This is a genomic window from Clostridium bornimense (genome assembly GCF_018917145.1).
Lineage (GTDB): Bacteria > Bacillota > Clostridia > Clostridiales > Clostridiaceae > Clostridium_AN > Clostridium_AN bornimense_A.
Window position 1 is genome coordinate 14,740 of the sequence record NZ_JAHLOD010000034.1, and the last position, 20,618, is coordinate 35,357.

Genomic DNA, 20,618 nt, shown 5'->3' on the forward strand with positions numbered 1-20,618 from the left:
AGAAATATGGAAAAAATAGAATTATTAGCACCAGCAGGAAGTTTAGAGAGTCTTTATGCAGCAGTTAATAGTGGATGTGATGCTGTTTATTTAGGGGGAAGTAAGTTTTCAGCTAGGGCTTACGCTTCAAACTTTGGAGAAGAAGAGATGAAAGAGGCAGTTTTATATTGTCACTTAAATGGTGTAAAAATATATGTAACAATAAACACATTAATTAAAGATAAAGAAATGAAGGAAGCTGTAGAATATGTTAATTTTCTTCAATCTATAGGTGTCGATGGTGTTATAGTACAGGACCTTGGATTAGCTTATCTAATAAGAAAGAACTTTAAAGATATTGAACTACATGGATCAACACAAATATCTATTCACAATGGAGAAGGGGCAAAGCTATTAAATGATCTTGGATTTAAAAGAATAGTTCTTGCTAGAGAATGTACATTAAAGGAGATAGAGCATATCTCTAAAGACCTTGGAATAGAAACCGAAATATTTGTTCATGGTGCATTATGCGTATCATATTCAGGACAATGCCTTATGAGTTCAATGATTGGAGGACGTTCTGGCAATAGAGGAAAATGTGCTCAAAGTTGTAGACAAAATTATAAGCTAATAAACGAAAGAAATGGCGAAGAAACAGAAGGATATTTATTATCACCAAAAGACTTAGCTTTTATTGAAAATATAGGTGAAATTATTGAAAGTGGTACTGCATCATTAAAAATAGAAGGTAGAATGAAAAAGCCAGAATATGTTGCTGGTGTAGTATCTATATATAGAAAAGCTATCGACGCTTATTATGCAGGTGAATCTTTTGACTATGATAATGCCATGAAAAATCTTGCTAAACTTTTCAACAGAGAAGGTTTTTCTAAAGGATATTTATTTAAAAATGTTGGAGCAGATATGATGAGCTTCAAATTTCCACGAAATACCGGTATTGTAATAGGAGAAGCTGTAAGCAGTAATGAAGTATTATTAAAAGAAAATATAGTAATAGGTGATGGAATACGTTTTGGTGAAGAAGGCTTCACTATTTCTTCTATAACTGTTAAAGGAAAAAATGTAGAAGAAGCCTATATGGGAGACGTAGCTAAATTAAAAGAAGGTAAATTTAAAAAAGGCGAAAAAATATATAAAACTGCTGATGTTAAGTTATTAAAATCTTATGAAAGTACATTTAAGACAAAGTATTTAAAAAGAAATCCATTAGATCTTAATGTGTATTTTAAGATTGGTGAAAAAATGAAGATAACTACTTCATTTAGAGGTAAAACCTTTGAAGTTTATGGTGAAGAAGTTCAGACACCATTAAAACGACCACTATTTAAAGAAAATATCGAGGAAAATCTAAAGAAAACAGGAAATACTCCATTTGAGGTAAGTAACATAACTTTCTCAGAATATGAAGAAGGTTTTATGGCAATATCAGCCTTAAATAATTTAAGAAGAACATTGATAGAGGAGATAATTGACTGGGTTAAAGTAGATAGAGCATTAGTAGAAAAGTTAGATTTAAATAGAGAAACTAAGAATATTAAAGAATTACCATCAGTATTAGTAATAGTACAAAATCTTAAGCAACTTAAGGGCGCATATAAAGGTGGCGCAAGGGATATTGCTATTAATCCTTTTATGAGAGGAACAAATATAGATTTTTCAGAAATTCCAGAGGATTTAAATTTATATTTAAGGATGCCTACAATAATAAAAGAAGAATACAAAATGGTATCAGCATATATTGAGCAAAATCTTGATAAGATTAAAGGTTTAATAACATCAAACTTTGGAATAACTAGTGAGTTTCACAATAGAACATCTATAATCTTTGATTATAAAGGAAACTTATTTAATAAATATTCTATAGACTTCTTAGAATCTATGGTGGATGGAGTAACATTATCAGTAGAATTAAATAAAAATGAATTAAAAGATATATCAAAAGGTACTCCATTAACACCGTATGTATATATATATGGTAAAGTTGAAAGTATGATTTCAGAGTATTGTCCAATTGGTGCTACTTTCGGTGGAAAATGTGAAGTTAAAGGATGTAATATAGCTTGTGAAAAAGGTGATTTCATTTTAAGAGATAGATTGAAGGAAGATTTTAGAGTTAAAACAGATAAGTTCTGTAGAAGTCATATTTATAATAGTCATCCTATTAATTTAGTTGATAATATTAAGGAACTTAAAGGTATTAATATTTCTAATTTCAGAGTAGATTTTGTTGATGAAGATGAAAATAGAGTTCAACATATAGTAGAGGCAATATTATCTGGAAATAATATTGAAGGTGAAGAAAAGTTTACAAAAGGACAATATAAAAGAGGGGTTCAATAGAATTAGTGTAGGAATATAATGTTTGTCTTATAGAGTGATATGCAACTCTTAGGAAGTGGAGGTGGCTTGTCCACCACCACTTAACTAGAACAGGGGCTAATATGAGCAAACAATATAAAAAGCGAAGGATAGTGACTTGTCCACCACTACTTAACTAGAACAGGTGTTAATATGAGAAAAACACTACAAACCCAACTGATAAGGAAAATTATAGATAATATATATAACTAACATTTAGAAAACTAAATATTTACAAGCACTAAAGTAATAATGTATTGTATTTATAAGGAGATGATATGGCAATGGAAGAAAGAACCTTTAAAATACTTGAAGTTCAGAAGATACTAGATAAGTTAGTATCATATTCAAATACTGAAAAAGGTAAAGAAATGGCAAGAACATTAATGCCTTTTGATAATGAATATGAAGTGAATAGAGCATTAAAAGAAACAAAGGAAGCATATACATATGTAGTAAAAAAAGGTAGAGCTCCTATATATTCAGATAAAGGACTTAAAGAAGTATTAAGCAGAGCAGAAAAAGGCGGAGAGCTTAATGCAAAAGAAATATTAATAGTGGGAAGATCACTTAGAACAGCAAGAGAGATAGAAGCATATTTAAATAGTGATGATATAGATGAAAATTCATTAAGAGACAGTGCTGTAAATATAATGACAATCAAGTGGTTAGAAGACAAGATAGAACAATGCATTATTGATGAAGATGAAATTTCTGATAATGCATCAAGAGCATTAGGTGCAATAAGAAGAAACCTTAGAGAAAAAGGAATAGAGATAAAAGAAAGAGTAGGTTCTATGGTTAGAAACTATTCAAAATACTTAATGGAAAACATATATACAGTAAGAGGAGATAGATATGTTTTACCTGTAAAAGTAGAATATAAAAGTACTGTAAAAGGATTAGTGCACGATGTATCATCAACAGGATCTACAGTATTTATTGAACCAATGGAGTTAGTTACATTAAATAATGAGATAAAAGAATTAAAGCTTAAAGAAATAGCTGAGATAGAAAGAATCTTAAATGAGATATCTAGAGATATTAATAAAAATGTAAAAGCTCTTAAATTAAATAGAGAAATAATATCAGATTTAGATTTTATATTTGCTAAAGGGGCATATGGATTAGAAATAGAAGGGATAATACCGGAAATTAATTCTGATGGTATATATAATATAATTCAAGGTAGACATCCGCTAATTCCTAGTGATAAGGTGGTACCTTTAGATATTAATTGTGGTGAAAACTTTACTACTATAGTTATTACAGGACCTAATACTGGTGGTAAAACTGTAACATTAAAAACTGTTGGACTTCTTCATGTAATGGCGCTTAGTGGAATGATGATTCCAGCGTATCAAGGTAGTGTTATTAATGTTTTTGATGGAATTTATGCAGATATTGGTGATGAGCAAAGTATTGAACAAAGTTTATCAACATTCTCAGCTCATATGACTAATATAATCTCAATATTAAATAAAGCTAAGAAAAATTCTTTAGTATTATTTGATGAATTGGGATCAGGAACAGATCCAACAGAGGGGTCAGCTCTTGCTATATCAGTATTAGAGGAATTAAGAAGTAGAGGATGTAGCATAATATCTACAACACATTATTCAGAGTTAAAGAAGTATGGTTTAAATACAGAAGGTGTAGAAAATGCGTCAGTAGAATTTGATGTGGCAACACTTAGACCTACTTACAGATTATTAATGGGTATACCGGGTAAATCTAACGCTTTTGAAATTTCGAGAAAGCTTGGTTTGTCAGATAATATAATAAAGTTTGCTAGAGAAAATATAGCAAAGGATACATTAGAATTCGAGGATCTTATAAGAAGTCTTAGTGAAAAGACTATGGAGGCTGAAAAGCTTTCAAGGGAAAATGAAGTTTTAAGAAATGAAGCTAAGGATTTATATGAAAAATATAAATCTAAGTTAGATAGAATAGATGAAGTAAGAGAAAAATCTGTTGAAGCAGGAAAAGAAAAGGCTAAGAAGATTATAGAAGAGGCGAAGGAAGAGGCAGACAAGATTCTTAAGGAAATGAGAGAAATGGAGCGCCATGGTATTACATCTAATATGAGACATGAGATGGAAAAGAAACGTAAGGCTCTTAAGGATAAGGCTGAAAAGATGGAAACTGCTAAGAAAGTTCAAGGTGGCGGATTGACAAAAGTGTCAGAGGGTCAAGAAGTTAAGATAATATCATTAAATGCAAAAGGTGTTGTGTTAAGTTTCGATGATAAAAAGCAAGAGGCTGTAGTTCAAGCAGGAATTATGAAAATTACTTCAAAATATAGCGATTTACAAGCAGCAACTGTAACTAAAACAGAAAAGAAGGCTGCAAAGAGAGAGGTTAAGCTTAATTTGAAATCTGTTAGCACAAGTCTGGATATAAGGGGCTTAGATGGAGAAGAAGGTAAATATAGAACAGATATGTATCTTGATGAGGCTTTTGTAGCTGGTCTTGAAGAGGTAACAATTATTCATGGTAAAGGCACAGGTGCTCTTAAAACTGCTATATTAGCAATGCTTAGAAATCACCCACATGTAAAGAAATTCCGTGATGGTGAATATTCTGAGGGAGGAAATGGTGTTACAGTAGTAACATTAAAATAGGGATATATGAAATTAGTAAGTATGTGCCTTTGCGGTGTAAATTGTAAATATAGTGGTGGAAATAATTATGATGAAACTGTATTAAAGATTGTTAATGAAGGTGATGCTATACCAGTCTGCCCAGAGATTATGGGTGGACTAGGTACACCTCGTATACCACATGAGATTGTTGGCGGGGATGGTTTTGATGTTCTTGAAGGACGAGCCAAAGTGATTTCTAAAGATGGTGATGATAATACAGTAGCTTTTATTGCAGGAGCAGAGAAGGTGCTAGAAATAGCTAAAAAGCTAAATGTTAAGGAAGTAATTTTTAAAAGCAAGAGCCCTTCTTGCGGTAATGGAAAGATTTATGATGGAAGCTTTTCTGGTACCTTAATAGATGGTGTTGGTGTTACTACAGCATTGATGATAAAAAATGGTATAAGAGTAAGTAGTATATAAAAAATTTTATATATTAGTCTGTTGCAGTTAAGTGGTGGTAAAAGTATGTATTTGGCATTTTATGAATATTTACACATTTACCACCACTTAATTAGAACAGGTTCTAATATCAGAAAACAAACACATACCCTACACCACATCCTAAAAATTGAAAAACACAAATATATATGAACTTAGTGTTAAATAGTGGAAAATATTTTGCGTTATAGTTACAATAATAATAGAATATTAATTTTAGTAATAAGAAAAACTAAAACATAAGATACATACATAAAAGGACATTAAAGTGGAGGAGGAATGACGATGGTTAATAATTTAAACCCTAATTATACAATAGTTGAAGAAACAAAAGTTGAAGAGATAAATAGCGAAGCCTATTCATTAGAGCATAACGGAACTGGTGCAAAAATATTAATATTAAAAAATGATGATGATAATAAGACATTTTCTATAACATTTAGAACAACACCGGAAAATTCAACAGGAGTTGCACATATATTAGAACACTCTGTTTTATGCGGATCAGAAAAATATCCTGTAAAAGAACCATTTGTTGAAATGATAAAAGGATCATTGAATACATTTTTAAATGCAATGACATATCCAGATAAGACAATGTACCCTGTTGCAAGTAGGAATGACAAAGACTTTAAGAATCTAATGGCAGTATACTTAGATGCGGTATTTTTTCCTAATATATATAAAGATGAAACTATACTTATGCAAGAAGGATGGCATTATGAATTAGAAAATCCTGAAGATGAGCTTAAATATAAAGGTGTAGTTTATAATGAAATGAAAGGTGTATATTCATCACCAGATTCCATGGTATATAGAAAAATATGTAGAGGTCTATTACCAGACACTATCTATGGTGTAGATTCAGGAGGAAATCCAAAAGATATACCAAACCTTACACAAGAAGAGTTTATTAACTTTCATAAGAAGTATTATCACCCAAGCAACGCATATATAGTTTTATATGGAGATATAGATATTAATGAAAGATTGGAATTCCTTCATAACGAATACTTAAGTAAGTTTAGCAGAAAAGAAATTGATTCTAAAATAAAAATGCAAAAGCCATTTAAGGAAGTTAAAGAATTGCAAGAGTATTATTCAATTTCTAAAGAAGATGATGATAAAAATAAAAGTTTCTTCACATATAATTTTGCAGTATCAAGCACAGCTGATGTTACAAAAAATTTAGCTTATGAAGTATTAGAATACGTACTTATAGATGCACAAGGTTCACCACTTAAAAAAGCATTATTAGAAAAGGGACTATGCGAAGATATATATGGATCTTTTGATAAAGGTATAGCACAGCCAGTATTTTCGATAATAGCTAAGAATGTGGACGAAAATAGAAAAGATGAAATAAAAAATGTTATCATGGAAGTTTTCCAAAAAGTTGTTGACGAAGGAGTAGACAAAAAATTTCTTGAAGCAGCATTAAATAAAAAAGAATTTTATTTAAGAGAGGGAGATTTTGATCGTTATCCAAAGGGAGTAATATACTCAATGGTTATTAATGATTCTTGGATATACGATGGTGATCCATTAAGATATTTAGTTTATGAAGATGATCTTAAAGAATTAAGAAAAAAAATAAATACAAATTATTATGAAGAATTGGTTAAAGAAGCATTTTTAGATAATAAATTTGCAACATTAATGGTAGTTAGTCCGAAAAAGGGATTAGAAGAAGAGGAAACTAAAGCACTTCATGATAAACTTCAAAAAATAAAAGCATCAATGGATAAAGAAACTATTGATAATATCATAAAAAATACAGAATTATTAAAGAAAAAACAAGAGACACCAGATTCACCAGAAGCGCTAAAAGTTATACCAACATTAGAACTTAGTGATATAGATAAAAATGCAGAAAAGTTACCATTAACAGTGGGTAAATACAATGATAATACTTATCTATATTCTAATATATTTACAAATAAAATATTATATCCAACATTTTTATTCAATACTAAGTCAGTAGCAGAAGAAGATATTAGTTATATTCCTATATTGGCTAGATTATTAACTAGAGTTAATACTAAAAACTATACTTATGAAGAATTAGCAAAGGAAATTGATTTCTATACAGGTGGTATAGAATGTGGTTCATCTGCGATTTTCTATAATGATGATGATAAGGACTTTTTACCATATATGTCTGTTAAGGGGAAAGCAACTGAAGCTAATGTTAAGAAGCTATTAGAATTAATGGATGAGGTAATATTAAATTCATCATTTGAAGATAAAAATAGGGTAAAGGAAATTATTTTTGAATTAAAATCTAGAATAGAATCTAGTTTAAATTCAAGAAGCCATGTTATTGCGGCTACAAGAGCATTATCTTATGTTAATAAAAATCATAGATATCTTGAAAGAAATAGTGGATATTCATTCTACTTATTCTTATGTAAACTAAGTGAAGATATAGATAATGATTTTGATGGATTTAAAAATAAAATGGAACAATTAAGAAGTGAAATATTCAATAAAGATAATATATATATATTATTAACTTGTGGTGAAGAAGAAGAAAAGGTATTTAGAAAAGAAGTAGATGTTTTCTATAATTCACTAGGAGATAAAAAGTTTGTTCCTAAGGATTATAAGCTAGACTTAGAAGGAGATAATGAAGGATTTACTACATCAGGAACAGTTCAATATGTAGCTAAGGCTGGTAAAATAGATAATTATAATGGTTCTGCTGCAGTGCTTAAATCAGTACTTTCATTAGACTACTTATGGAATAAGATTAGAGTAATGGGTGGAGCTTATGGATGTTTTGCATCTATAGGAAGAAGCGGAAACTTATTCTTTACATCTTATAGAGATCCAAACTTAAATACTACTATCGATGTGTATGATAATGCTTATGAATATATTAAAAACTTTGATGCTACAGATGATGAAATGAAAAAATATATTATAGGTACTATTGCAGAGATAGATGCGCCATTAACACCGGCTGCTATGGGTGAAAAGGCACAGGCTAATTACTTAAAGAGACTTACTTATGAAGAGATTCAAAAGGAAAGAGAAGAAATATTATCAACAACTGTAGAGGATATTAGAGCACATAGCGAGGATATTAAAAAGGTTATGGAGGATAATAATCTTTGTGTTATTGGTAATGAGAAAAAGATTAAAGATAGTGCTGATGAGTTTAATTCTATAGAACCATTAATTAAATAATTATAAAAAGGCATTGGTGAGTATTTGCTTGCTGGTGCCTTTTGTTATTATTAGTAAGGGAATGTGGTGTGGGTATGTGAAAGCGCATAGGGTCATCTGTTGCAGTTAAGTGGTGGTAAGTTTAATAATATGGAATATAAGTAATAAAATACAATGCATATTTTTTTTAGAATATGTCAAGAATTTAGAAAACATGTTCTGGAGGTAAGATTATGCATAGCAATCCAATATTATTAACAGAAAAATCAAAGTATTATTCAACATTAGGATATATCAATAATATGAGTGAAGAGATTACCACAATTAAAGTTTGTCCTCATTGTAATGAAAATAATATTATTAAATATGGGAAAGTTAAAAGTAATAATGCTCAAATTTTTTATTGTAAATCTTGCGAAAAAAGGTTTGTGGAGACTATTGGCACACCTTTTTATAGAAGTAGAAAGAATAATGAGATATGGACTGGATATTTTGAAAATATGTGGATTGGAAATACCATAAGGGAGTGTGCTGAAAAGATGGAAATTTCTCAAAATACATCATTTTCTTGGAGACATAAAATCCTTAGTTATTATCTCAAATTTTTTAAAAGAAAATCTCTTTATAATGATGTTGATGTTATGGTAAGAATCTATGTGCAAAATTCTAAAAAGGAGAAGGAATCTGCATTAATGAATGTAGAAAAAGAAAATATTACTTTGAAATTAGGCGAAAAAGTTTTTTTCTTATTTACTAAAAATAATGACAATACTATAGAATTTTTACCTTTTGATAAGTATCCTTTGTCAAGATTATCTTTAAAAAGAAGGTTAGATATGATTTTTAGCAATGTTAAAAAGGTTGGTGTTTATGGAAATAATGTTATTAAGTCCTATGCTAAGAAGTGTGTAGATGAAGTTACTAGAGTAGAGGCAAATTCAGAACTTTTTATATATGAAAGGGATATGAGATCTTGGATAAGTGGATTTTGGGGAATATCTTTCCGATATATTTTGAATTATTTTAATTGGTTTAGAATTTACTATGTTAATAATAAGATGTATAAGGAGACAAGGCAATATATTTATGGGACAGAGAAAGTTTTTTCAGGTATATGGTAATTAGATGCATAATAATTACAAAAAACACTACTTAATTAGAACAGAATGATATATGTAGCGAACAAACATAATAAACTTCCCTGTATTTTGCCAAAACCATATCTATTATAAGGGCTAATATTCGTAAACAGCCTGCCGGCATAAAAAAGGGAAGGCGAAATATACCTTCCTAAAAATTATTTTTTATAAAGAATCAGAAACTACTTTTATAAATTCAACTTCAGGGTCTTCAGTACCTTGAACGTAAAGGCCTGTACTTTTTAATTGATTTACATAATTGATTATTTCTTTAGTTATCACTTCTCCAGGGCAAAGTATTGGTATTCCTGGTGGATATGCCATTAAAAATTCGCCGCTGATTTTTCCTATTGAATCTTCAAGTTTTATAGGAGTTTTTGTGCTATAAAAAGCTTGTCGTGGTGTTAATTTACTTTCTGGGATGTCAGGGATATCGGAAAAACCTTGTAGTGGTGATTTTTTGCCGTAAAATTCTGTGCTTATTTCTTTCAATGCTGATATTAGTGAATCTATATTTTTCTTAGTATCACCAAATGATCCTACAGCAAGTACGTTATAAAAATCTGAAAGTTCCATTTGGATGTGGTATTTTGTTGCTAATATTTTTTCAAGTTCATCGCCGGTTATACCTAATTCTCTACAAGATATAGTTAGTTTTGTTGGGTCTAGTGCAAACACTCCTGGTTTTCCTAATAATTCATTGCCGAAAGAATATAAACCTGGTATTTTGTTAATTTCATTTCTTGCATAAGTATATAATTCTATTGTATATTTTAATAATTCTTTTCCATGTAGTGCTATTTGTCGTCTTGAAGTGTCTAAGGATGCCATTAATATATAAGATGGTGATGTAGTTTGTAGTAAAGATAACATTTGTTTTACTTTATTAGTATCTACAAGTTTTGATTTTACGTGAAGTAGTGATACTTGTGTCATGGCTCCTATTATTTTATGTGTTGATTGGGCACATATATCGGCACCGGCTTCTAGAGCGCTAATTGGAAGTTTTTCTGAAAATACCAAGTGTGGTCCGTGAGCTTCGTCAACTATTAGTGGAATATTATAAGAGTGAACTACATTAGCTATTGCCTTAATTTCAGTAGCTACTCCATAATATGTTGGATTTATTATTAACACAGCTTTTGCATCGGGGTTATTCTTAAGTGTTTCTTCTACAGTAGCTTTAGTAACACCGTGAGCGATTCCTAAATTTTTATCAAATTCAGGAGTCATATAAACAGGGATAGCCCCAGCTAAGATTATTCCGGTTGTTATAGATTTATGAACATTTCTTGGAATAATTATCTTGTCTCCGTCAGATACTACAGACATTATCATAGCTTGTATCGCCCCAGATGTACCATGAACTGAGAAGAATGTTGCATCGGCACCATATGCATCGGCTGCAAGAATTTGAGCTTCTTTTATTGCACCTTTTGGGTGATGAAGAGAATCTACACTTTTAAAGACAGTTACGTCTATTTTAAAAGGATTTTCTCCCATAAATTTTTTAAAATCTTCGTCTATACCGATACCTTTTTTATGACCAGGTACATGAAATGGTATAGTTTCATTATTAACATAAGACATTAATGCATCGAATAAAGGAGTTTTATTTTGCTCCAATTTATACATATCCTCCACCTTCCTTTAACAATAAGTGTTTTATTAAATTAGCATATTAATTATAAGTTATTAACAGGCTTATTACAATAATTTCAAAGTAATAAAATGTAATATGAATAAAATACTTTATTAATGTTAAAAATACATTAATAGGAGGGGATAATTGTGAAAAATTTAAATATAAATAATAGAGAAGGTAGTAATAATTCATTAAGACGTAAGGGGTTGCTACCAGGAGTATTATACGGAGAAAAAATTAAAAATACTTTATTTGAAATTTCAGAGATGGAGCTTGCTTCAGAATTAGCTAGAGAAGGTTCATCAGGTATATGTAATGTTCATTATGGAAATGAAGAATTCACTGCCATAGTTAAGGAAGTTCAAAAAGATCCTGTTACAAGAAAGATTATACATATTGATTTAGAACAAATTGCAGCAAATGATGAAGTAACTAGTGAAGTACCATTAAACTTTATTGGTGAGGGGGTAGTGGAATCTATTGGTGGTGTTGTTGTAAAGGAAAAAGAAAAATTAAAAGTAAAAGGTCCTGCTAGTGCAATTCCATCATCAATTAGTATTGATGTATCAAAATTAAAATATGGTGAAACTATAACTGGTAGTGATGTAGAGTTTGGTGGTGAAATTTCTTTAGCGGAAGATGGAAACTCTGTTTTAGCAGTTATATTATATAAAGGAAATGCAGTTGAAGAAGAGAAAGAGAGTGCAGAGTAAATAAAAATGTTGTCTTAATAGACAACATTTTTTTTATCGACATATATAAAATAGAAATTTATTAATAATAACAAAAAAATAAAGTGTATTTTATATTTGTGTAAAAATATTTTTGAGTAGAATTAAAAAAATATAATAAATTTAAATGTAAAATACAAAATATTGAAGAAAATACATAAAACAGAATTTATAAATTAAAGAGTTAAATATAAATTACAAAAATAAATAAAAATATGATATAATAAAAAAGAAATATATGTAAATATATAGAAAAGTAGGTAAAGGATGTGAGTGGATGGAGGGAGTTAAGGTATCAGAGGAGTTTTCCAATGAAATTAGTTTTTCAGAAATTATTTTTGCGTTAAAAAAGAGATGGAAAATTATATTTGCAACTACAATATCTTTTACGATATTTATTACTGTCATTACATTTTTCTTTATTGATCCTGTATATGAAGTTTATACGAAAGTTTTTATTGGGAAAGATGCAGAGGTGAATTACGATAGCAATGATGTTCAAATGTATCAAAAACTATTACTTACTTATGCAGAAATTTTAAAAACAGAGGATTTAGTTGGAACTGCATTAGATAATGTGGATTCAGATATGACGGTGGATGATGTAATGAAATCAATTACTGTTGAACCGATAAATGATACGCAAATTTTACAGGTAAAACTTAAAGGAAAAAATAAGGATGATTTAGCAATTGTATTGGAAAGCGTAACGAAAGAATTTATAAAAAAATCTAAAGAGATGGTGCCTAATGGAAATATAAAAGTTATTAGGCATGTTAAAGATGCAGAAGCGCCTATTTCACCTAATAAGAAAATGAATATTTCAGTAGGGGTTTTGATGGGATTAGTAAGTGGAATGGCAATAGTATTTCTTATAGAGTATATGAATAATACTTATAAAAATAAAGATGAAGTAGAAAGAAATCTTAAACTACCTGTTCTTGGGGTAATTCCGAAGTATCAGAGGAAAAGAGAACAATTAGTTATGATAGAGGAACCGAGGTCACAAGAGGCAGAATGTTATAGAACTATGGTTACAAATATTCAATATTCTTCTGTTGATACAAGATGTAAGACTATAGTAGTAACAAGTTCTCAGAAAGGTGAAGGAAAGACAACGATTTCTGGAAATTTAGCTTTATCCTTAGCAGCTTGGGGAAATAGAGTTGTACTAATTGATTGTGATATAAGAAGAGCTACTTTGCATAAAGTTTTTAATGTTAGCAATTCTAAAGGACTTACTGATGTGTTGGTTAATAATGCTAGTTTAAAAGATGTTGTTATTGCTATTAAAGAGACATTACTTATGATTCCAGCGGGAAGGATAGCACCAAATCCGTCAGAACTTTTGAATTCTAATGCTATGGAATTATTAATAGAAGAGTTAAGCGAGAATTGTGATTATATTATTTTAGATACAGCGCCAGTAGAAGCTGTGGCGGATGCACAGATTTTAAGTGCTAAGGCTGATGGAACTTTGGTGGTTATTAAAGCTGGAGCAACAAAAATAAGTGTTATTCAGGATACTTTAAATTTATTAAATAAGGTAAGAGGAAAAATAATAGGGATTGTATTAAATGCAACAGAAGAAGAAAGAATGTCGATGATATATCAGTATTATGATGAAGATAAAAAGAAAAAAAGGCACAAGGTCAGTTAGTAAAAAGTATATAAGGAGATGAGGGGAAATGGAAAAGACAGTATTGGAAACTGTTGAGTCTGATGCTATAGAAGTTAAAACCTCGAAGATATATTTGTTTATTAAAAGAGTTATAGATATTACGGGATCTTTGGTAGGATTAATTATTTTGAGTCCTTTATTAATTATTGTAGGAATTTTGATAAAAATAGAATCTAAAGGACCTATTATATTCTCGCAAAATAGAATAGGAATGAATGGAAGAGTATTTAAGATGTACAAGCTTCGCAGTATGGTTGCAAATGCTGAAGAGTTAAAGGGAAAATTGATGGAAGAGAATGAAATGTCAGGACCGATGTTTAAAATTAAAGATGATCCTAGAATTACGAAGGTGGGAAGGTTTATAAGAAAAACAAGTATTGATGAACTGCCTCAATTGTTAAATGTCTTAAAGGGAGAAATGAGTTTAGTTGGACCAAGACCAAGTTTAATTGAAGAGGTTTTAGAATTTGAGCCGTGGATGAAAAAAAGACTTATGGTAAAACCGGGACTTACATGTTATTGGCAAGTGATGGGAAGGAATAATATAGATTTTTATAGGTGGATGTTGTTAGACATTAAATATGTTGAAACAAGAAGTATCTTAGTTGATATTAAATTAATAATTAAAACATTTTTTGTTTTATTTGGTGATAAAAATGCATCGTAAAGAGGGGTTTGTATGGATATTGTGGTAGCGGGAACTGGTTATGTTGGATTAGTAACAGGAGCTTGTCTTGCAGAAGTAGGTCATAAAGTTATTTGTGTTGATGTTGATGAAAAAAAGATAGGTATAATGAAAAAAGGGATATCTCCAATATATGAGCCAGGGCTTAGTGATTTATTGGAGAAAAATTATGCAAATGGGAATTTAGATTTTACCACAGATTATGAAGAGGCTTACAGAAAAGCAGATGTAGTTTTTATAGGTGTTGGCACTCCTGAGAGGAGTGATGGATCTGCAAATTTAGACTATGTATTTTCAGTATGTGGACAAATCGCAAAAAATATAACAAAGGATTGTTTAGTAGTAGTTAAATCAACAGTACCTATAGGTACTAATGATAGAGTAGAAGAATTTTTGCGAGAAAATGTAGAAAATAATATTCAGGTTGAAGTGGCTTCAAACCCGGAATTTTTAGCACAGGGAACTGCAGTTAAAGATACACTTTATGCTAGTAGAATAGTAATTGGTGTAGAGAGTGAAAATGCTAAAAATATATTAATGAATATATATAAGAGGTTTAATCAACCAATAGTAGTTACAAATAGAAGAAGTGCAGAAATGATTAAATATGCTTCTAATGATTTTTTAGCCCTTAAGATTTCTTTTATAAACGAAATGGCAAATGTTTGTGAAATTGTAGGCGCTGATATAGAAGATGTTGCAAAAGGAATGAGTTATGATTCAAGAATAGGAAATAAGTTTTTAAATGCTGGTATTGGTTATGGTGGTTCATGTTTTCCTAAGGATACAAAGGCATTACATTGGTTAGCTAATGATCATGGATATGAAGTTAAAACTATAAAAGCAACTATAGAGGTAAATGAGAATCAGAAGTATAAGTTGTTTAGAAAGGCAAAAGAGTTTTTTGGTAGTTTAAAGAATAAGAGGGTTGCAATATTAGGGTTAACTTTTAAACCGGGAACAGATGATTTAAGAGAGGCACCTTCTATTCCTAATATAAGAAGAATGTTAGATGAAGGGGCAAAGATTATTGCCTATGATCCAGTAGGTGAAAATAACTTTAAGAAAATATATCCCGATGAAATAACTTATGCTGAGTCTATTGAAGAATCTATAAAAGATGCAGATATGGTGTTTATATTTACTGAATGGGAAGAAGTTAAAAATATTGATATAGATATTTTTATAAAAGAGATGAAAACACCTATTATATTTGATGGACGAAATTGTTTTGATCTTAATGATATATGTGAAAAGAGTGTGTATTATTATTCAATAGGTCGTAAAACTATTAATAATTTTATTAAGAAAAATTTGATGAAAAAAAATTTTTTTGAAGGTGGGAACTGATATTTTTATCATGAAAATTTAATAATGTAAATAAAATTAGGATACCATAATAAAAAAACAAATAAAAATACATATAAATACATTTGTTTTTAAAATGAAATATTAATAATTAAAAAAGAGTTAAAAAACTGAATGTAATATATAAATATAAGGTAAATTGTTATTATATACAAAACTATAATGAGGTGATATAATATCTATAAATTACAAAATATACAAAATATACAAAAGTTAAGAAGAGGAGGTCGATAAATGGTAAAGAATAAATATTATCGATTAATTTAAAATCTCTTTATATTTTATTAAATATTATTGATAATAATAAAAAATATGGATTAGTTTTGAAAAAAATATAATAGTAAATATATTAAAAATTACATATAAATTTGTAAGAGCAAATAAAAAAGATATAAGTAATAAAAAGTTCTTGTGAAAATATTTTTTTAATTTTTTCATGAAATATGAGTTTAGTATTTTAGAAAAAATGTCGACAATAAAATCTAAAAAACTAATGAAAGACACAATATCTTTAAAGTTAGATAATAGTATTTTAAATATTATTATAAATATATTACAGTACTTTAATATTGTTACATAAGTTAAAAAAATATTTTAATTTTATAAATAAAAATAAAAAAATGGAGTTTGAAAAAAAATACAAGAAGAAAATTCCAAGTCAAAAACTCTTTGTGATTATGCTATAATGTCATTGTCGTAAAAAGGATTAAAAACTTAATAGTAGCAATAAAATACTTTTAAGGAAAATATAATCGGAGGAGTGAAAAATTTGGAACAGGAAATACTAGAGAAGGAAATTAGCATTTCTGAAATTATAGAAGCATTACAAAAGAGATGGAAAATGATAGTCGCAATAACTTTGTTATGTTCAGTAGTGGCGGGAGTTTTAAGTTTTTTTGTTATAAAGCCAACGTATGAAGCTAGTACAAAGTTATTTATAGGAAAAGAGGAAACACAAAATTCTACATATGATAATAATGATATACAAATGTATCAAAAGTTATTAAAAACATATGCAGAGATGATTAAAAATGATGAACTTATAGAAAAAGCAATAAGAGAAGTAAATACAACTATGACAGCAGATGAAATCTTAGGTTCATTAACAGTAAATCCTTTAACTGATACTCAGATTTTAGAAGTGAGTCTTAAGGGGAAAAAACCTAAAGAAACAGCAGAAATTTTAAAAGGAATAATTAATGAATTTATTTTTCAAGCAAATGAATTAGTTCCTAATGGAAATGTAAAAGTTATAAGAGAGGTAAGAGTACCGAAAGATCCAGTAGCACCTAATAAGACTATGAATATTGCAATCGCTTTTCTTCTAGGTCTTATGATAGGAGTAGGGGTAACATTTTTATTAGAATATCTTGATAATACTTTTAAAACAAAAGAGTCTGTAGAAGGAACTTTAAATATTCCTGTTATGGGTGTTATACCTCAAATGAGTAATAGCACTAAGCCAGGAAAGAAATTTTTTGTAGTTGAAGATGATCCAAAAGCTGTGGTAGCAGAAAGTTACAGAACACTTAAAACCAATATACAATATTCATCTTTTGATGAAAAGCATAGAGTTATGGTAGTAACTAGTTCCGTGCCAGGAGAAGGAAAATCAACGACTACTGGAAACTTAGCTCTTGCTCTGGCAGAAGGTGAAGCTAAGGTTATTCTTATTGATTGTGATATGAGAAAACCTACAGTACACAAGAAATTCCACATTTCAAATGAAAAAGGGCTTTCAGATGTTCTTATAGGAAGGGTAGATATAATGGAAGCTGCTCATAAATACAACAAGAATTTACTTATATTAACAGCGGGGAAAATACCACCAAATCCTTCAGAGATGCTTGGGTCAAATACGATGAAGGAATTATTAGATAGATTAAAAGAAGTAGTTGATTATATTATTTTAGATACTCCTCCTGTACAAGCTGTTGCTGATGCACAAATATTAAGTAATAGAGCAGATGGAACATTACTTGTAATAAAAGCTGGAGAAACTAAAAAGGAATCAACAGAAAATGCATTAAATTTACTTAGTAAGGTAAATGCCAATGTTATTGGTGGAATTTTAAATGGAGCAGAAGATAGAAAAAATAAGACATATTATTATTATGGTGAATAGGTATTGAGGGTTTTGGGAAGAGGTTTTTATTAAGTTAACAAAAGTTTAAAATGGGGGGCATTAAATAGATGGATATGGTAAATGATAACTTGGAAAATGAAGATAGGAAAGTTAGTATAATTTATTTATTTTCTAAAAGAGTTATAGACATTGTAGGATCTATTGTAGGACTAGTATTATTAAGCCCTATTTTACTTATAGTGACTATAGCAATAAAGTTAGAGTCAAAAGGCCCTATTATATTTTCGCAGAAAAGAATAGGGTTAAAAGGAAAAGCGTTTAAGATGTATAAGCTTAGAAGTATGGTAGAAGATGCTGAAAAGCTAAAGAAAGATCTTATGAAAAGTAATGAGATGTCTGGCCCTATGTTTAAGATGAAGGATGATCCTAGAGTAACAAGGGTTGGAAAATTTATAAGAAAAACCAGTATCGATGAATTACCACAACTTGTAAATGTTCTTAAGGGAGATATGTCTCTTGTTGGGCCAAGACCAAGTCTTCCTAAAGAAGTGAAAAAATTCAAACCGTGGATGAAAAAACGTCTTGAGGTAAAGCCGGGTCTTACTTGCTTTTGGCAAGTTTCAGGAAGAAATAATATAGATTTTGAAGATTGGATGAAGCTTGATATAAAGTATGTAGAAGAGAGAAGCTTCTTAGTAGATATAAAGCTTATATTTAAGACGTTTTTTGTATTGTTTGGAGATAAGAATGCATCGTAGAGAAGAGTTTGTTATTAATACATAGAATTATGCACTGTAAGGGGAAATTTATGAATTACAGGAAGTGACTGAATGAATGCTTTGAATATGAAATTATTCATTGAGTTAGTACTTAAATGATATATAAATTAGAAAGTAATTGAGAATAATGGAGGATTCATAGAGTGGAAAAAAGTGATAAAGAAAATAACGGTTGTATCCGCTTGACATTTTTAGGACACAAATCAATTCCTAGTCGTCAGGGTGGGATTGAGATAGTTGTTGAAGAACTAAGTACTCGAATGGCAGCTTTAGGATATGATGTAACCTGTTATAACAGAAGAGGACATCATGTGAGTGGTAAAGAGTTTGATAATACAACTGAAAATCTAAAAGAATATAAAAATGTAAAAATCAAATCAGTTCCCACCATTGAAGCTAAAGGTCTGGCTGCTATGTCATCTTCGATTTTTGCAGCAGTTGCAGCAGCGTTTGGAAAGTATGATGTAGTTCACTTTCATGCAGAAGGACCATGTGCCATGTTATGGATTCCAAAATTGTTAGGTAAGAGATGTATTGCTACTGTCCATGGACAGATAGATATAATTGCCTTGTCAGGTATATATGCCCGTAACTACGGTATATTCGCTTAGCAAGCATAAATTAGAACTACTATTCAATGATTATGAGCGAAATAGACGTATATACAGGTAAAGCTTGTGGATATAGTTTATCTTCGTCCAAGATGAATCATTGAGAGATGAATTATGTTAATTAATTAATTTGAGAATTAAAAATATAAAGAAAGGAAATTAAAGTAATGATTATCACAAAAACACCATTTAGAATGTCATTTTTCGGGGGAGGAACAGATATGGAATCGTTCTTTACTGAAAATGGAGGATCGGTAATATCTACTACATTTGATAAATATTGTTATGTAAATGTAAGGCATTTACCACGTTTTTTTGATTATTCTACTGAATTATCATATTCAAAAACAGAAAGAGTTACCTCTGTTGATGATATTCAACATCCTGCTATTCGCAATGCTATGAAATTTCTTGATATGCATGAGTTGAGATTAACATACGAGGCAGATTTACCTGCTAGATCAGGTTTAGGAACAAGTAGTTCTTTCGCCGTAGGAATGTTAAATGCTTTTTATGCATTAAAAGGAAAATATGCGGATAAAAAGAAATTAGCAGATGAAGCTATTTATCTTGAAAGAGTATTATGCGAAGAAGCTGGAGGATGGCAAGATCAAATCGCAGCATCTTTTGGTGGATTTAATCGAATTAATTTTGGACCAGATGGATATGAAGTGTTACCAATTATTATTAGTCCAGAAAGAAAGAAACAATTAAATAATAATTTGATGATGTTTTTTACAGGTTTTGTTAGATTTTCTTCAGATGTTCAAAAAAAGAACAATGTAACTGCAGAAGAAAAGAAGGTTCAACTAAAAGAAATGCTTTCTTTGGTAGATAAAGCAGAGAATATTTTAATTGATAAAAATACAGATTTGGATGAATTTGGTAGATTATTAGATTACACATGGAAATTAAAGAAACAAACCGGCTCAGCTATATCTACAAGTGATATTGATAAATACTATGAAAAAGGAATTCAAGCTGGCGCATTAGGTGGAAAATTACTTGGTGCTGGTGGAGGAGGTTTCTTAGTGTTCTATGTACAACCTGAGAAACAAGAAGCAGTGATAAATGCTATGAGTGATTTAATGCATATTCCTTTTGAATTTGAGGATGGAGGAACTCGAGTTATTCATTATAGTCCGGAAACTTATGTTCCGATAGTGTAAAGTTTGCTATGAAAAAATAATATAACAAAAAACACTACCATTTTGAAAATTTAAGGTAGTAAATTAAAGAAATAATTTAAATTTAAGCATGACAAAAAGACCTTTAATG

The 20,618-nt window shown here is 29.7% G+C and carries 14 protein-coding genes; 13 read left to right on the top strand and 1 reads right to left on the bottom strand.

All coding sequences use genetic code 11. The annotated features are described in order from the left end of the window. Nucleotides 1-6 precede the first annotated feature (6 nt). The 5 genes from KQI30_RS11740 to KQI30_RS11760 all read left to right on the top strand — a co-directional run bounded on the left by KQI30_RS11740 (nt 7) and on the right by KQI30_RS11760 (nt 9,736). Nucleotides 7-2,343 (top strand): U32 family peptidase, encoded by a 2,337-nt coding sequence (locus KQI30_RS11740; RefSeq protein WP_216463537.1) that lies wholly within the window; start codon nt 7-9, stop codon nt 2,341-2,343. Nucleotides 2,344-2,645: 302 nt separating this feature from the next. Next, nucleotides 2,646-4,985, top strand: a complete 2,340-nt coding sequence (locus KQI30_RS11745) for an endonuclease MutS2 (RefSeq protein ID WP_216463553.1) — start codon at nt 2,646-2,648, stop codon at nt 4,983-4,985. A gap of 6 nt (nt 4,986-4,991) precedes the next feature. Next, nucleotides 4,992-5,426, top strand: coding sequence for a DUF523 domain-containing protein (locus tag KQI30_RS11750; protein ID WP_216463538.1), 435 nt, complete (start codon nt 4,992-4,994; stop codon nt 5,424-5,426). 303 nt (nt 5,427-5,729) lie between these two features. Beyond that, nucleotides 5,730-8,636 (top strand): insulinase family protein, encoded by a 2,907-nt coding sequence (locus tag KQI30_RS11755; protein WP_253287488.1) that lies wholly within the window; start codon nt 5,730-5,732, stop codon nt 8,634-8,636. Nucleotides 8,637-8,848: 212 nt separating this feature from the next. After that, a complete protein-coding gene (locus KQI30_RS11760; RefSeq protein WP_216463542.1) occupies nt 8,849-9,736 on the top strand; it encodes an IS1/IS1595 family N-terminal zinc-binding domain-containing protein in 888 nt (295 codons plus the stop codon). A 183-nt stretch (nt 9,737-9,919) separates the two neighbouring features. Here KQI30_RS11760 and KQI30_RS11765 read toward each other — a convergent pair whose 3' ends face one another. After that, nucleotides 9,920-11,389, bottom strand: a complete 1,470-nt coding sequence (locus KQI30_RS11765; RefSeq protein ID WP_216463543.1) for an aminotransferase class I/II-fold pyridoxal phosphate-dependent enzyme — start codon at nt 11,387-11,389, stop codon at nt 9,920-9,922. 156 nt (nt 11,390-11,545) lie between these two features. Here KQI30_RS11765 and KQI30_RS11770 point away from each other — a divergent pair, with 156 nt between their 5' ends. The 8 genes from KQI30_RS11770 (at nt 11,546) to KQI30_RS11810 (ending at nt 20,509) form a co-directional block, all read left to right on the top strand. After that, nucleotides 11,546-12,112: a 50S ribosomal protein L25 gene (locus tag KQI30_RS11770; RefSeq protein ID WP_216463545.1), complete on the top strand. Its 567-nt coding sequence runs from the start codon at nt 11,546-11,548 to the stop codon at nt 12,110-12,112. 295 nt (nt 12,113-12,407) lie between these two features. Continuing rightward, nucleotides 12,408-13,790 (top strand): polysaccharide biosynthesis tyrosine autokinase, encoded by a 1,383-nt coding sequence (locus KQI30_RS17170; protein WP_253287489.1) that lies wholly within the window; start codon nt 12,408-12,410, stop codon nt 13,788-13,790. Between the two features lie 28 nt (nt 13,791-13,818). Next, nucleotides 13,819-14,478: a sugar transferase gene (locus tag KQI30_RS11780; protein WP_216463546.1), complete on the top strand. Its 660-nt coding sequence runs from the start codon at nt 13,819-13,821 to the stop codon at nt 14,476-14,478. A 12-nt stretch (nt 14,479-14,490) separates the two neighbouring features. Next, nucleotides 14,491-15,846, top strand: a complete 1,356-nt coding sequence (locus KQI30_RS11785) for a UDP-glucose dehydrogenase family protein (RefSeq protein WP_216463548.1) — start codon at nt 14,491-14,493, stop codon at nt 15,844-15,846. A 787-nt stretch (nt 15,847-16,633) separates the two neighbouring features. After that, entirely contained in the window at nt 16,634-17,989 is a 1,356-nt protein-coding gene (locus KQI30_RS17175) for a polysaccharide biosynthesis tyrosine autokinase (RefSeq protein ID WP_253287490.1), read from the top strand. A 74-nt stretch (nt 17,990-18,063) separates the two neighbouring features. Further along, nucleotides 18,064-18,708, top strand: coding sequence for a sugar transferase (locus tag KQI30_RS11800; RefSeq protein ID WP_437177734.1), 645 nt, complete (start codon nt 18,064-18,066; stop codon nt 18,706-18,708). Nucleotides 18,709-18,872: 164 nt separating this feature from the next. After that, complete coding sequence (locus KQI30_RS11805) at nt 18,873-19,340, top strand: glycosyltransferase family 4 protein (protein WP_367397852.1); 468 nt, start codon at nt 18,873-18,875, stop codon at nt 19,338-19,340. A gap of 167 nt (nt 19,341-19,507) precedes the next feature. Continuing rightward, entirely contained in the window at nt 19,508-20,509 is a 1,002-nt protein-coding gene (locus tag KQI30_RS11810; protein WP_216463550.1) for a GHMP family kinase ATP-binding protein, read from the top strand. Nucleotides 20,510-20,618: the final 109 nt, after the last annotated feature.

What these genes read in the sequence shown, in the direction of transcription:
- KQI30_RS11740 (WP_216463537.1), top strand. Translation starts at nt 7, where the DNA reads ATGGAAAAAATAGAATTATTAGCACCAGCAGGAAGTTTAGAGAGTCTT.
- KQI30_RS11745 (WP_216463553.1), top strand. Translation starts at nt 2,646, where the DNA reads ATGGAAGAAAGAACCTTTAAAATACTTGAAGTTCAGAAGATACTAGAT.
- KQI30_RS11750 (WP_216463538.1), top strand. Translation starts at nt 4,992, where the DNA reads ATGAAATTAGTAAGTATGTGCCTTTGCGGTGTAAATTGTAAATATAGT.
- KQI30_RS11755 (WP_253287488.1), top strand. Translation starts at nt 5,730, where the DNA reads ATGGTTAATAATTTAAACCCTAATTATACAATAGTTGAAGAAACAAAA.
- KQI30_RS11760 (WP_216463542.1), top strand. Translation starts at nt 8,849, where the DNA reads ATGCATAGCAATCCAATATTATTAACAGAAAAATCAAAGTATTATTCA.
- KQI30_RS11765 (WP_216463543.1), bottom strand. Translation starts at nt 11,389, where the DNA reads ATGTATAAATTGGAGCAAAATAAAACTCCTTTATTCGATGCATTAATG.
- KQI30_RS17170 (WP_253287489.1), top strand. Translation starts at nt 12,408, where the DNA reads ATGGAGGGAGTTAAGGTATCAGAGGAGTTTTCCAATGAAATTAGTTTT.
- KQI30_RS11780 (WP_216463546.1), top strand. Translation starts at nt 13,819, where the DNA reads ATGGAAAAGACAGTATTGGAAACTGTTGAGTCTGATGCTATAGAAGTT.
- KQI30_RS11785 (WP_216463548.1), top strand. Translation starts at nt 14,491, where the DNA reads ATGGATATTGTGGTAGCGGGAACTGGTTATGTTGGATTAGTAACAGGA.
- KQI30_RS11800 (WP_437177734.1), top strand. Translation starts at nt 18,064, where the DNA reads ATGGTAAATGATAACTTGGAAAATGAAGATAGGAAAGTTAGTATAATT.
- KQI30_RS11810 (WP_216463550.1), top strand. Translation starts at nt 19,508, where the DNA reads ATGATTATCACAAAAACACCATTTAGAATGTCATTTTTCGGGGGAGGA.